Raw genomic sequence first — 13638 nt, 5'->3', positions numbered from 1 at the left:
AGTTACTTATTTATGTTTACATTACTTTGGGACAGATATGAGCTACAGCTTTTGCTATGTTAGCAGTGAACGAATAACTTGAGGCATTGTAAATCCTCTATCGATTGGTCAATGTAATTCATGTACTACAGTCGTGCTTCTATAGATATCTCATGTAAAGCCTTCCGTAAGGTTTGTTCGTTGTATTGTAAGTCGTACTTTTGACAAAATGACTCAATGACTGTTCTCGCCACCCTCAAATTTTTGTAAGGAATAGCGGGGAATAAGTGATGCTCCACATGTTCCCTGGTACCTTTCAAGACTATTTCCAATAGCCAGTTATGGTCTATATTTCTTGTAGTTGCTAACAATGTTAGAAGTGGATCGTGATTTGTCTTTTCAGCATTCAGTCCCGTGTGACTTAGTAGCAACAGTGGCCCAACATAAAAACCTGCAAGCATATTAATGATCAGGTAGTACAACAGTGCGATTGGTAGTCCCAGCGCGAATGAGGGCACAACCAGCCCAATAAAATAGTGCCCAACCAACATGGCTATATCGACCTTAGCCATTTCTTTGTGAGCCCACAAATAAATCAGGCTATCAATGTGTAGTCCAAACGCTCTAAAGATGGATAGGAACCACAACGATTTAGCTTGGTATCGCTTCGTAACCTTGGGCCCCAATCGGTTTTGTAATGATAGAGTTCCTCCTAACGGTCTATAGGCTATGCTACCTTCAGGTTTCGCATGATGACGTTTATGTATTGAGCAGAAATGGGAATAGCTAACTCCAGAAAGTAAAGTTAGAAACGTATGCCCGATCAACTTATTCATAATGGGAGCTACAAAGATATTATGGTGATAGGCTTCATGAGCTATGAACCCAGCACGAACCCAAGAAACCGATATACCAATTAAGCAAAAAGTCGTAATCATAGTTGATGACGAAGACAGTATAGTTAAATAGCTTAATGTGCAGACAACCACGGCAACTAGAATTTCAATAAAAAAAGGTGCTTTTGGTCTTTTGAAACAGTTGGCTTTAACTAATTGATTATTAAGTTCTTTATACAAAATCATTACTCTACCCTCTTTTGATTAGCAGACAGCTGACGCATAAATACAAAACCAGACTATTAAATAGATGCCATAGGAAATGCGTTCCAACTTCTAAATAAGAGCAAATACTGTCATCAATACTTCGGAAAATTAACGAGGTAGTAAACAACACGCTTGCGAGAAGCAAAATGCCTGCTCCAGGTAGGTGATTTATGTACTGGAAGAAACTGAAGCCAAACAGAAGAGTAATGGCGGGAATGTAAGTTAATGAACCATTCCAAGTTTGTGGGAAACACCTTAAGAACAACACTAGACAAAGAAACAAAGCAACAAAGATACTTACACTTAGCATAGACCATTTAGCTATTTCTCTAAGATAAGTCCAAACGAAGAGTAGCTGAAACATTAAGATTGGAACCACATCAAGTACTCGTGCCCATCCAGTGGCAAACGTATGAAAAAAAGACTTCCAATTCCGATGAGAAAAACAAGTATTATTAGAGCGTTCCCTTTCCAGTTAGTTTGTTTCGCTTTGCATGAAAGTACCAACCCTGCGGCAATAAATGCTCCATTTGTCATTGCATTTATTGGCTCAGATAACAAGCTCGAATCTAACCTTTCGCAATAAAGATCAATATGATCCATGACTGCCTCCTACGTTATGATTTCAAAGAGACTCAATAAGTATTGGTCTAGAATTACTATGGAATGAGCGAAGGGATGACGCCATAGGGTAACGCTAAGGCCCCCATAAGCGTGAATAGGTGAAAGTGTAATGAGAAACAATAATTATGATGCGATGGATCTTAAGGCGCTACGCTGTTTCTATATAATGGCTCAGTGTGGAAGTGTTTCAAGAGCAAGCATTGAGCTGGGTGTCTCAGAAGCTGCTGTTTCGCAACGGATTAAGCTACTTGAAAACTATTTGGGTTCTAAACTATACCGGAGTCGAGGGGGGAAGGTTCGCATTACGGCTGCTGGCGAACAAACTTTCCAGTTCGCTATGTCTCTTTTCGATTCAATAAAATCATTTGAACATACTCTAGATAGCGAATCGGAGGCTGGAGAAATCTTACTCTCTGCACACGACTCAGTCCTCCGTTATTTATTGCCCGAGAAGGTAAAACGCTTTTCTCTACGGTACCCTAAAATTCGACTTAGCCTACTATCGAGGCCTATAGAACAAACCCTGAAGTTAATTAGAACCAATGAAATTGATTTAGGTATAATTGCAAAATGTGGTATTCCTTCTGAACTAATATTTCAACCTATTTGCACTCACTCAACGTACTTGTTGTTATCAAAACAAGAGCGTCCGGCTTCTGTAGAAAAATATGATCTTGCCTCCTTGATTAATTGTTTCGATCTAGAATCTCGACCACTAATCTGCCTAGAAGAAACGCAAGAAGGTAGGAGATTAATCAACGAAATCGAAGGTTTCCGTTCCACTTTACAAGTTAAATATGAAGTAGGGACAATGGAATCACTCAAGCATTATGTTTCGTTGGGGTTAGGCTTTGCTGTTATCTCTGGCTTATCTTTAACTGATGATGACAGATTCAACCTCCGTTGCGTTGAGCTTCCAAGAGAGGTTGCTGGTACGACTACGTACGGCATTGTAACTAGACTTAGAAAGCAGCCAAACCCGGCGTTAGAGCAGTTTATAAAACTATTGCTAGAGACGGTTAAATAAAATCTCCACCGTACTTCACTTGCCAGTGGTTTTATAAAAAAACTTCAAATACATATACAGGGTAATTGTTAGATATATTGCCTTACGCCGACGAACTATGCATATCTAATGCAAGGATAATCCACCAGAAAATGTAATGGATGTATTTGATAAAATGAAACGTTATTTCCATTAGTACAATTAATTCAAAAGCTGCTCAATGAATTGTGAGACCAGCAAAGGCTAGCTCACTTTGGGGCAAAAACAAGTTAGAGCGACGTAGCCTTTTGGGTCTGAAGGTACAATTAAGCAAATGCGCATAGACGATCAATACCCCCTCTAATTCACCCTATGTAGAGTTTTTCAGCAAGGCAATGGGCTATGGTGTTCAGGGGGAGAACGTTCTTTGGTGCTGGAAGTCTTTGTGGCGTTTAATGGTTAGGGCGTTTGGATAGCGGACACAAAAAAGCCAGTTGTTCCAACTGGCTTTGTCGTTTTAGCGTAATGAAATCAGCACTTAACCTTCAAGACCAGCACTGGCTTCTTTGTTTTGAATTAGCTCAATCATGTAACCGTCTGGGTCTTTGACGAAGGCGATTTGAGTGGTGCCACCTTTTACAGGACCAGGCTCGCGAGTGACGTTACCGCCAGCCGCTTTAATTGCATCACATGTGGTGTAGATGTCATCTACGCCGATAGCGATATGACCATAAGCACTGCCCAAGTCATATTCAGTGACGCCCCAGTTGTAGGTCAGCTCAATGACTGCACCTTCAGACTCGTCACCAAAGCCCAGAAAGGCTAGGGTGTATTTGTATTCGGTATTTTCATTTTTACGCAGCAATTTCATACCAATGACGTCGGTATAAAACGAGATAGACTTATCTAAATCACCTACGCGTAGCATAGTGTGAAGGATACGACCGTTAGACATAACATTGCTCCCTTAATATTAATTGTCTGGATAGACTTTATCTTTGAACTCACATAAATCTTCAATAATGCAGCTGCCGCAGCGCGGTTTGCGAGCGACACAGGTATAGCGTCCGTGAAGGATCAACCAATGGTGCACATCAAGTTTAAATTCTTTTGGAACGACTTTGAGTAGCTTTTCTTCCACATCGTCGACGGTTTTACCCATCGCGAACTTAGTGCGGTTTGAGACGCGGTAGATGTGGGTGTCTACCGCGATTGTTGGCCAGCCAAAGGCGGTGTTGAGTACTACGTTTGCGGTTTTGCGTCCTACGCCGGGTAGGGCTTCTAATGCTTCGCGGTTTTCTGGAACTTCACTGCCGTGTTTTTCAATAAGGATCTTGCAGGTCTTGATGACGTTTTCGGCTTTTGAATTAAACAGGCCAATAGTCTTGATGTACTCTTTGACGCCATCTACGCCCAGCGCCAGCATGGCTTCTGGTGTATTCGCGACCGGATAGAGTTTATCTGTAGCTTTGTTCACACTGACGTCGGTTGCCTGCGCAGAGAGGAGAACGGCGATGAGCAGTTCAAATGGTGAGCTCCAGTTAAGCTCTGTCTCTGGATTGGGATTGTTCTCGCGAAGCCGCTCTAGAATCTCTTTTCTTTTAGTGTTGTTCATTTGCTGACTAATTCTTCCGCTGATTGCTTGTACTCAGTGTCTGAGTATCCAGTATGTTTTTATTATAAAAATGCCCGAAAACATCGGGCATGAAAAGCTTTAGTTGGTGACGCGTACGCGTTCAATCTCTGGTTTTTCTTGTTTTGGTTGGCGCTGCTCGATTTGCTTATCGATAACGTTCTTAAGGGCAATCAAGAAGCCGACGCCGATAAACGCGCCTGGTGGCAATAGTGCCAACAAGAACTGGCTATCAAATTGGAATACTTCAATGCGAAGCGCTGCTGCCCAATCACCAAGCAAGAGGTCGGCACCATCAAATAACGTCCCGTTACCAATCAGCTCACGCATTGCGCCAAGGACGACCAGAGCAGAGGTCATGCCCATACCCATCCAGAAACCATCCAGTGCCGCTGGACCAACCGCGTTCTTGGAAGCAAAGGCTTCTGCACGACCAATAATGATACAGTTGGTTACGATTAGGGGAATGAAGATACCCAGCGACAAGTAGAGGCCGTAAGCGTAAGCATTCATTAGTAGCTGAACGCAGGTTACCAGCGCTGCAATAATCATCACAAAGACTGGAATACGGACTTCTTTTGGCACATAGTCTCGCACCAACGAAACAGTAACGTTTGAACCAACCAGTACCAAAAGCGTCGCCAAGCCCAAACCAAGCGCGTTGGTCACGGTTGATGATACGGCTAGCAGTGGGCACAGACCCAGCAGCTGGACGAGGGCAGGGTTGTTATCCCACATTCCGTTTTTTAGCAGTTCTTTAGACGTTGCCATTATTCACCTCCACAATTAAGCGGTTGGCTTAGAATGGAATCGCGATTGGTGTTCACGTATTCCACGGTGTTTTTTACGGCTTTAACCACCGCACGCGGCGTGATGGTTGCACCGGTAAAGGAATCAAACTGTCCGCCATCTTTGCGAACTGCCCAATCCCCTTGATTGTCTTCAGTGGCTTGCTTACCAGCAAAACCAAGAATCCAATCGGTAATTCTAAGGTCGATTTTATCACCCAGCCCCGGCGTTTCTTGATGCGCTAATACTCGTGTACCAAGAATAGTACCAGTAGTGTCTAGGCCGATAATCAGCTTTATTGCACCGTTGTAGCCGTCTGGTGCAATAGTCTCTATGGCCAGTGCCGTCGGTTCATTGTTGACGGTTGCAATGTAGACAGGTTGTGCCTGATTGGTGCCTAGTGCTGGGTCACTTACTAAGGTGCAAGCAGCATACAGTTCATTATCGTGCAGTTCATGAGGTATTACCTCATTGAGCGTAGCTTGAAGCTGAGCTCGCTCTTGGCGAACGATTTGGTCTTTGGTTAAGTATTGGGTGACCGCGACTAAACCTGTTGAAGCACAGGCAAAGATAGCAAGCGTTAAGCCGTTTTTTCTGATTGCGTTCAACATGGTATCAGTGTCCGTAGGTTCTTGGTTTAGTGTAGTAATCGATAAGTGGCACACACATGTTGGCAAGAAGAACGCCAAACGCGACACCATCAGGGAAACCACCCCAAGTTCGGATCACAAAGACCATCAAACCGATAAAGGCACCAAAGATAAGTCGACCTTTCACTGTTGTTGACGCGGAAACAGGGTCAGTTGCAATGAAAAATGCACCCAACATAGTCGCACCGGATAGTAGGTGCAGTAGTGGCGAACCTGTCTCGCCTGGAAGAACCAAAGCAAAGAACCCGCTGATGACAGTCAAAGACACAAGCATCGCGACTGGGATGTGCCATTGGATGATGCGCAGTTTTAGTAAAACCAATCCACCAAGAAGGTAGGCAAGGTTAACCCATTCCCAGCCCACGCCAGCTAGGCTGCCGAAAATAGGTTGCTCAAAGACTTCAGCTGACGTATTGCCGTTGCTAATACCGGTTTTGAACGCATCAAGCGGCGTTGCCATTGTTATGCCATCAATGCCGGTTCTGATCTGCTGAAGCGAGTAGCCATCCGCATCAAAACCACCAAAGATCAATGAAAATGCATCTGCAAAACTCACTGGCTCGCTAGAGATAGCGTTTGGTGCAATCCAGCTTGTCATTTCCACAGGGAAAGAAATAAGCAAGACAACGTACGCCACCATAGCCGGATTAAACGGGTTCTGTCCTAAGCCACCATAAAGGTGCTTGGCGATAACGATAGCGAAGACGAGACCAATGGCCACAATCCACCATGGTGACAGCGGGGGGATGGCAATCGCCAACAGCCATGCAGTCACCAACGCACTGTAGTCACGAAGCGCTAGCGATGGCGAGCGTTTACGAAGAAGCATTATTGCCGCTTCTAGACCAAGTCCAATAACAATAGCGAATGCAAGTTGAATTAGCGTTCCCCAACCGAAGAAGTAGGTTTGAGCAACCAAACCAGGCAAAGCGCATAGGGCCACACCTTTCATTAAGTCTGGTGTACGTTTGCGGCTATGTGCATGTGGAGAGCTAGCTATAAAGAACGACACTAGTTGTTCTCCTTATTTTTTTCTTGTTCGAGTTTTCGTGCTTTAGCTCGCGCAATCGCAGCGGCGACCGCGGCTTTCTTTGGATCTTCCGTCTCAGGAGCATTCGAATCAGAGGCTGTAGTTTGACTGTCTACCTCTGGCGCTTCAGCTTGTGCTGCTTGCTTGCGAGCCTTAGCTCGAGCAATTGCCGCAGCCACAGCCGCTTTCTTCGGGTCATCCGATTCAGGCGAAGCGGTTTCACTGTCTGCTTCCGGTGTTTCAGCTTGTGCTGCTTGCTTGCGAGCTTTAGCACGAGCAATGGCAGCGGCCACAGCCGCTTTCTTCGGATCTTCTGATTCAGGTGCAGCTGTTTTACTTTCTGCTTCCGGTGTGTCAGCTTGCGCTGCTTGCTTGCGAGCTTTAGCACGAGCAACTGCAGCAGCTACGGCCGCTTTTTTCGGGTCATCCGATTCAGGCGCAGCGGTTTCACCGTCTGCTTCCGGTGTTTCAGCTTGCGCTGCTCGTTTGCGAGCTTTTGCTCGGGCAATTGCAGCAGCCACAGTCGCTTTTTTCGGGTCATCCGATTCAGGAGCAGCGGTTTCACTGTCTACTTCTGTTGCTTCAGCTTGTGTCGCTTGCTTACGAGCTTTAGCACGAGCAATTGCTGCGGCAACGGCCGCTTTCTTTGCATCGCCCGTTTCGGCTGCAGGTGATTCACTCTTTGAGATTGAGGTTTCAGCTTGCGACGCTTCTTTTCGTGCTTTCGCCCGCGCTATCGCCGCGGCAACCGCATCTTTTTTCGCACTTTGCTCATTCGACTCAACATCGCCTGCTGATTCCGCAGCTTGTTGCGCTTTGGCTCTTGCCAGCGCTGCGGCTATTGCGGCTTTCTTAGGATCTTGCTCAGTATTACCAGCGTCATTCTCAACAGCGTTTGAGTCCGTGGCTTTTTGCGCTTTGCGCTCTCGTGCTTGACGTTTGCGCTCTTCGCGCAGTTTTGCCATTTCGGAGTTATCAGGTTCAGCCTGACCTTGTTTCGCCGCTTCTGCTTGTTTTGCTTTCGCACGAGCAATCGCTGCAGCGACAGCCGGTTTGACTTCGCTACTTGTATCAGCGCCTGCTTTCTGTGCTTTAACTCGCTCTATTGCTGCGGCAATGGCGTCGTCACCACCGCTAGATTTCATTTGCTTACGGCGATCGTCTGCGGCTTTCTTGAAGCGGTTCTCGCGCTCGGCTTTATCACGCTCTAGACGTGCTTTTTTCTCTTCAAAACGAACCTTGGCACGCTCTGCTGCTTCTGACTCTGCTTTACGTGTGCGGATCTCTGCTTTTGCTTGACGATAGTACTGAACGAGTGGAATTTCGCTTGGGCAGACAAATGCGCACGCACCACACTCAATACAGTCTTTTAGGTTGAGCTCTTCACATTTATCGTATTCTTGCGATTTGGCATACCATTGCAGTTGCTGTGGCAACAAAGATGCAGGGCAGGCTTCTGCACACTGACTACAGCGGATACAGGCTATCTCATGAGAGCGAGGGTCTATTTCTCTAAACGTCGGCGCCAAAATGCAGTTAGCAGTTTTGGTGATAGGCACATTCGCATGCGGCAAGGTGAAGCCCATCATAGGGCCACCCATAATTAGGCGCTGAGATTTCTTATCTGCTTTGTAGCCAAATTCATCGAGCAGGGCTTGCACTGGCGTGCCAATCAATGCCCAAACATTGCGTGGCTTCTTGAAGGTTTTACCCGTAAGGGTCACCACACGCTCAACAAGCGGCTCGCCGTTGCAAACAGCACGTTTAATCGCGTAAGCCGAACCAATATTTTGCACCATCAATCCAATATCGGCCGGAATGCCACCGACAGGTACTTCCAGGTTGGTTAGGATCTTAATGAGCTGTTTTTCACCACCAGAAGGATACTTCGTTGGAATGACTCGAATAACAATATCTTCGTCAGCCGCTACCATTTCCAGCGCTTTGATTGCTTCTGGTTTATTGTCTTCGATACCGATGATAGTGAGCTTTGGCTTTAGGACATGCTTAAGGATATTGATCCCTTCAATCACTTCTTGCGCAAAGTCTTGCATTAAACGATCGTCAGCCGTGATATACGGTTCACACTCGGCGGCATTGAGGATCAGGATCTCGGTACGCTGCAAGCCAGACTGGATCTTTTTGGCCGTCGGGAAACCCGCTCCACCCATGCCAGAGATACCCGCCAAGCGAATCTTCTCGATAATCGCGTCGGGTTCGAGTTCGGTAAAATCGGCGACTGGATCGAGCTCAATCCATTGGTCTTGTTGGTCTGATTCAATAACAATGCATAGATCGCTAAGACCAGACGGGTGCGCAATAGTGCGAGGCTCAATGGCGGTGATAGTCCCCGAGGTTGGTGCATGAACAGGCAACATAAATGCAGCATTCACTTGGCTAAGCGGTTGTCCCTTAAGTACTCGGTCGCCAACACTGACCAAGATGTCGCCAGGTTTACCAATATGCTGTTTAAGGGGAATGACTAATTCGTTTGGGACGGATGCTTTAACAATTTCGCTCTTATTCGATTGCGTCTTGTTTTCTTGCGGGTGCACGCCACCCGGGAAGTCCCAAAGAGAGCCAGTTTTAATCTGTTCGATGAGTGATAACATAGTGCTCCCTATTTACCGTTTAGTTCTGTAGTTGGTTCGGTAATATTGACGACAGGGATAGCATCCATTTGCCATTTCCATGTATCAGCTGTGGTTTCAACGGGGATCATTTCAATACAATCAGTTGGACAAGGTGCAACACAAAGATCGCAACCCGTACACTCATCCTTGATAACGGTATGCAGGGCTTTCGTGCCCCCCACAATGGCATCTACTGGGCAGGCTTGAATGCATTTAGTGCACCCAATACACATGTCCTCATGAATAAACGCCACTTTCTTAATCGATTTTTCAGCATCGTGAGCAGAGTCCTCGACTTCAACGCCCATTAAGTCTGCCAGTTTTTCGATAGTAGGCTGCCCTCCAGGAGGACACTTGTTAATAGCATCACCGTTGGCAATAGCTTCAGCGTAAGGGCGGCAACCTGGGTATCCACATTGGCCACATTGGGTTTGCGGAAGAATACTGTCGATTTGGTCAACGATAGGATCGGCTTCCACCTTAAATTTAATGGAGGCGAAACCCAGCACAGCACCAAATAAGCCTGCGAGAATGACGACGGCAATAATAGCAATAAGGATGGTAGTCATTACAATTTCACCAACCCTGTAAAGCCCATGAACGCCAGTGACATGAGACCTGCTGTAATCATGGCAATCGATGCACCTTTAAACGGTGCAGGGACGTCGGCCGCAGCAATACGCTCGCGCATGGAAGCGAACAGAATGAGCACCAACGAAAAGCCGACAGCCGCGCCGAATCCATAGATGATAGATTCAATAAAGTTGTGGTTTTCATTGATGTTAAGAAGTGCAACACCGAGAACCGCACAGTTGGTCGTGATCAGCGGTAGGAAAATACCGAGTAGACGATAGAGTGTAGGACTCGTCTTGTGCACGACCATTTCTGTGAACTGAACCACCACGGCAATCACCAGGATAAAGCTCATGGTTCTGAGATATTGAATGCCGAGCGGAACCAGTACATAGGTTTCCACCAGATAGGCGCACACAGAGGCTAGCGTCAGTACGAATGTCGTCGCCAGGCCCATGCCAATTGCTGTCTCGAGTTTTTTCGACACGCCCATAAACGGGCACAACCCAAGGAATTTTACCAGTACGAAATTGTTGACGAGTACCGTACCCACCAACAACAAGAGATATTCGGTCATAATAATAAGTGTAAAGAGCTCCGATCCCAATATTATCCTGTTTTGAGCGGTGAATAACAACCTGCGAAATCTATGGTTTTGCTTGTTTGTACGAAAAGTATAAGCGTTCGGGCTAAAAACGAAAAAAGCCATGTCGTTTGACACAGCTTTTGAAGGAGATTTCTGTCTAGCAGATACGAAAAAGCCGCGTCTTACGACACGGCTTTTTCTGAATTTGGCTCCCCCTGCGGGACTAGAACGCGGTCGACCGGATTCGGGCGGCGAGCTCTGAGACATAAAATCCGATAAGGATTTCTGTCGCCTAGATACGAAAAAGCCGCGTCTTGCGACACGGCTTATTCTGAATTTGGCTCCCCCTGCGGGACTCGAACCTGCGACATACGGATTAACAGTCCGCCGTTCTACCAACTGAACTAAGGGGGAATTGCTTAAAGCGGGGCGAATCTTAGCTATCCTAGATGTTTGAGTCAACGGTTTTTTTGAAAAATCACTAGAAAAAAAGATCCAAAAATTTCTTTACTTTTCTGAGAGCCTTGCGGGTGTTGAGCTTGTTTTACTTATCCACCAAATTTGTGGATAAATGTGTTAATTGTACGGGGTCAATTCAGAATTTGAGTAATTACTCACTTGTCAGCTTGTGAATAACTGATTCTTAAGTCAATTAAGTTGATAATAAACAGTTGTTTACGAATGTTATTGAGAAAAGTATCAAAAGTGAGAATAAGGATGTTCACAGAGTATAATTGATTGATTGGGGAAAAACCGTGGATGAATTTGCGATTAACGTTTGGAGCTAGAGCTTGGCGGGGCGATTACGATAGCAAACATGGTTGATAAAAGCGAGCATTTTAGTTGCAAAATTAGGCGACTAGCGTTGAAATACTATGGTTGCAGATAAGGGATAGAAACACATGGCAAAACACTTTGATTTGGTTTCCGACTACCAACCATCTGGCGATCAGCCTACCGCAATCGCTCAACTCGTAGATGGGCTTGATTCAGGTTTGGCACACCAGACTTTGCTCGGAGTGACAGGGTCAGGTAAAACCTTCACGCTTGCTAATGTGATTGCACAGGCGCAGCGCCCTGCTATTTTGCTAGCGCCTAACAAGACACTCGCGGCACAGTTGTATGGTGAGATGAAGGCTTTCTTTCCGAATAATGCTGTCGAGTATTTCGTCTCATACTACGACTACTACCAACCAGAAGCGTACGTTCCGACCACCGATACTTTCATCGAAAAAGACGCATCGGTAAACGCTCATATTGAGCAAATGCGATTATCAGCAACCAAAGCGCTGCTTGAGCGTAAAGACGCCATCATCGTCGCATCTGTATCCGCGATCTATGGTCTGGGTGATCCAGACTCCTATTTGAAGATGATGCTTCACGTGACGCGTGGCGCGGTCATCGACCAGCGAGACATTTTACTTCGCTTAGCTGAGCTCCAATATTCTCGAAACGATGTCGCGTTTGAGCGCGGACAGTTCAGGGTTCGCGGTGAAGTCATTGACATATTCCCAGCTGAATCGGATCAAGAGGCGGTACGTCTGGAGATGTTTGACGATGAGATCGACTGCATCAGCCTGTTTGATCCTCTTACTGGTGTGATTACCCAAAGAGATATTGCGCGCTACACCATCTATCCGAAGACGCACTACGTAACGCCAAGAGAGCGCATTCTTGATGCCATTGAAGAGATCAAGAAAGAACTCGTTATCCGACAAGATTACTTAAAAGAGAACAATAAACTGCTCGAAGAGCAACGGATTTCGCAGCGTACCCAGTTCGATATTGAGATGATGAACGAGCTTGGTTTCTGCTCTGGCATCGAAAACTACTCTCGTTACTTAAGTGGTCGTAAAGAGGGTGAGCCGCCTCCGACGCTATTTGATTACTTGCCAAAAGACGGCTTGCTGATCATTGACGAGTCTCACGTGACGGTTCCACAGATCGGGGCTATGTACAAGGGTGACCGCTCTCGAAAAGAGACGCTGGTGGAGTTTGGTTTCCGCTTACCCTCTGCATTGGATAACCGTCCAATGAAGTTCGAAGAGTTTGAGATGATTGCGCCGCAAACCATCTTTGTTTCGGCAACGCCAAGTGCTTACGAGCTTGAAAAATCCAACGGTGATGTGGCGGACCAAGTAGTACGTCCTACAGGTCTGTTAGACCCTGAAATTGAAGTGCGCCCAGTGGCGACTCAGGTTGATGATTTGCTGTCAGAAGCCAAAGCGCGAGCTGCGATTGATGAGCGTGTTTTGGTCACCACTTTGACTAAACGTATGGCGGAAGATCTGACGGAATATCTCAATGAGCATGGCGTGAAAGTTCGCTATTTGCACTCAGATATCGATACTGTAGAGCGAACCGAAATTATTCGTGATTTAAGGTTGGGTGAATTTGATGTCTTGGTAGGGATTAACTTGCTTCGAGAGGGGCTCGATATGCCAGAGGTTTCTCTGGTGGCTATTCTCGATGCAGATAAAGAAGGCTTTCTGCGCTCAGAGCGATCTTTGATCCAGACTATCGGTCGTGCGGCACGTAACCTCAAAGGCAAGGCGATTCTTTATGGTGACACCATCACCAAATCAATGAAGAAAGCCATCGATGAAACCAATCGCCGCCGCGAAAAGCAGCATGCTTACAATGAAGAGCACGGTAAAGTGCCGACTGCACTAAAACGTAATATCAAAGATATTATGGAGATAGGCGGCGCAGTGAAAAGTGGTAAGCCTAAAAAAGGCAAACAGGTACCTTTGTCGAAGGTGGCCGAGCCGTCGCAGGCTTATGTGGCGCTATCTTCTCAAGATCTTGAGAAGCAAATACTCAAGCTCGAAGGCGAGATGTACCAACATGCTCAGAATCTTGAATTTGAGTTGGCAGCCGAAAAACGTGATGAAATAGAGAAACTTAGACAGCACTTTATTGCAAACAGTTAACAAGCCGAGAGCAGTCTGCTAGGCTGCTCAGGTTTTAAACTGCAAAATAAAAATGGTTTTTACCAGTCAATAATTGCAAAATGCGAATATGCTTATAAAGCAAACATAACAAAACAACAG

At 46.0% G+C, this 13638-nt stretch carries 11 protein-coding genes and 1 tRNA gene; 2 read left to right on the top strand and 10 right to left on the bottom strand.

From position 1 onward, the window contains the following. Positions 1-125: 125 nt before the first annotated feature. Entirely contained in the window at positions 126-1061 is a 936-nt protein-coding gene (locus tag AC6I8Y_RS11665; protein ID WP_498020235.1) for a fatty acid desaturase family protein, read from the bottom strand. A 754-nt stretch (positions 1062-1815) separates the two neighbouring features. Between AC6I8Y_RS11665 and AC6I8Y_RS11660 the strand changes: the two genes are divergently transcribed. Continuing rightward, positions 1816-2733, top strand: a complete 918-nt coding sequence (locus AC6I8Y_RS11660; protein ID WP_394151747.1) for a LysR family transcriptional regulator — start codon at positions 1816-1818, stop codon at positions 2731-2733. A gap of 496 nt (positions 2734-3229) precedes the next feature. Here the strand turns inward: AC6I8Y_RS11660 and gloA are convergent, their stop codons facing one another. The 9 genes from gloA to AC6I8Y_RS11615 form a co-directional block, all read right to left on the bottom strand. Further along, positions 3230-3646: a lactoylglutathione lyase gene (gloA, locus tag AC6I8Y_RS11655; protein ID WP_042476622.1), complete on the bottom strand. Its 417-nt coding sequence runs from the start codon at positions 3644-3646 to the stop codon at positions 3230-3232. Positions 3647-3664: 18 nt separating this feature from the next. After that, positions 3665-4306 carry an endonuclease III gene (nth, locus tag AC6I8Y_RS11650; protein WP_042476625.1) on the bottom strand — a complete coding sequence of 214 codons (642 nt, stop codon included), beginning with the start codon at positions 4304-4306 and terminating at the stop codon, positions 3665-3667. Between the two features lie 99 nt (positions 4307-4405). Next, positions 4406-5095 carry an electron transport complex subunit E gene (locus tag AC6I8Y_RS11645; protein ID WP_252011611.1) on the bottom strand — a complete coding sequence of 230 codons (690 nt, stop codon included), beginning with the start codon at positions 5093-5095 and terminating at the stop codon, positions 4406-4408. Next, entirely contained in the window at positions 5095-5724 is a 630-nt protein-coding gene (gene rsxG / locus AC6I8Y_RS11640; protein ID WP_498020234.1) for an electron transport complex subunit RsxG, read from the bottom strand. The genes AC6I8Y_RS11645 and rsxG overlap by 1 nt, the downstream gene beginning before the upstream one ends. Positions 5725-5728: 4 nt before the next feature. Further along, positions 5729-6775: an electron transport complex subunit RsxD gene (rsxD, locus tag AC6I8Y_RS11635; protein WP_498020233.1), complete on the bottom strand. Its 1047-nt coding sequence runs from the start codon at positions 6773-6775 to the stop codon at positions 5729-5731. Then, a complete protein-coding gene (rsxC, locus tag AC6I8Y_RS11630) occupies positions 6775-9405 on the bottom strand; it encodes an electron transport complex subunit RsxC (protein ID WP_498020232.1) in 2631 nt (876 codons plus the stop codon). The genes rsxD and rsxC overlap by 1 nt, the downstream gene beginning before the upstream one ends. A gap of 8 nt (positions 9406-9413) precedes the next feature. Next, the gene (rsxB, locus tag AC6I8Y_RS11625) at positions 9414-9995 is read right to left on the bottom strand and encodes an electron transport complex subunit RsxB (RefSeq protein WP_128648622.1); all 582 of its coding nucleotides are present in this window, start codon (positions 9993-9995) and stop codon (positions 9414-9416) included. Further along, positions 9995-10576 carry an electron transport complex subunit RsxA gene (gene rsxA / locus AC6I8Y_RS11620; RefSeq protein WP_042476631.1) on the bottom strand — a complete coding sequence of 194 codons (582 nt, stop codon included), beginning with the start codon at positions 10574-10576 and terminating at the stop codon, positions 9995-9997. Before rsxA ends, rsxB begins: the two co-directional genes overlap by 1 nt. 347 nt (positions 10577-10923) lie before the next feature. After that, positions 10924-10999 (bottom strand) — tRNA-Asn (locus AC6I8Y_RS11615). A 488-nt stretch (positions 11000-11487) separates the two neighbouring features. Between AC6I8Y_RS11615 and uvrB the strand changes: the two genes are divergently transcribed. Next, entirely contained in the window at positions 11488-13518 is a 2031-nt protein-coding gene (gene uvrB / locus AC6I8Y_RS11610; protein ID WP_252011615.1) for an excinuclease ABC subunit UvrB, read from the top strand. The last annotated feature ends 120 nt before the right edge of the window (positions 13519-13638 follow it).

This window comes from Vibrio sp. KUL78 (genome assembly GCF_059725505.1).
The sequence above is the reverse complement of the archived record's forward strand: the minus strand, read 5'-3'. Positions and strand labels throughout refer to the sequence as shown.

Excerpts from the sequence above, each read along its gene's own strand:
- rsxB (WP_128648622.1), bottom strand. The coding sequence starts at position 9,995 with ATGACTACCATCCTTATTGCTATTATTGCCGTCGTCATTCTCGCAGGC.
- AC6I8Y_RS11645 (WP_252011611.1), bottom strand. The coding sequence starts at position 5,095 with ATGGCAACGTCTAAAGAACTGCTAAAAAACGGAATGTGGGATAACAAC.
- uvrB (WP_252011615.1), top strand. The coding sequence starts at position 11,488 with ATGGCAAAACACTTTGATTTGGTTTCCGACTACCAACCATCTGGCGAT.
- rsxG (WP_498020234.1), bottom strand. The coding sequence starts at position 5,724 with ATGTTGAACGCAATCAGAAAAAACGGCTTAACGCTTGCTATCTTTGCC.
- AC6I8Y_RS11660 (WP_394151747.1), top strand. The coding sequence starts at position 1,816 with ATGAGAAACAATAATTATGATGCGATGGATCTTAAGGCGCTACGCTGT.
- rsxA (WP_042476631.1), bottom strand. The coding sequence starts at position 10,576 with ATGACCGAATATCTCTTGTTGTTGGTGGGTACGGTACTCGTCAACAAT.
- nth (WP_042476625.1), bottom strand. The coding sequence starts at position 4,306 with ATGAACAACACTAAAAGAAAAGAGATTCTAGAGCGGCTTCGCGAGAAC.
- gloA (WP_042476622.1), bottom strand. The coding sequence starts at position 3,646 with ATGTCTAACGGTCGTATCCTTCACACTATGCTACGCGTAGGTGATTTA.
- rsxC (WP_498020232.1), bottom strand. The coding sequence starts at position 9,405 with ATGTTATCACTCATCGAACAGATTAAAACTGGCTCTCTTTGGGACTTC.
- AC6I8Y_RS11665 (WP_498020235.1), bottom strand. The coding sequence starts at position 1,061 with ATGATTTTGTATAAAGAACTTAATAATCAATTAGTTAAAGCCAACTGT.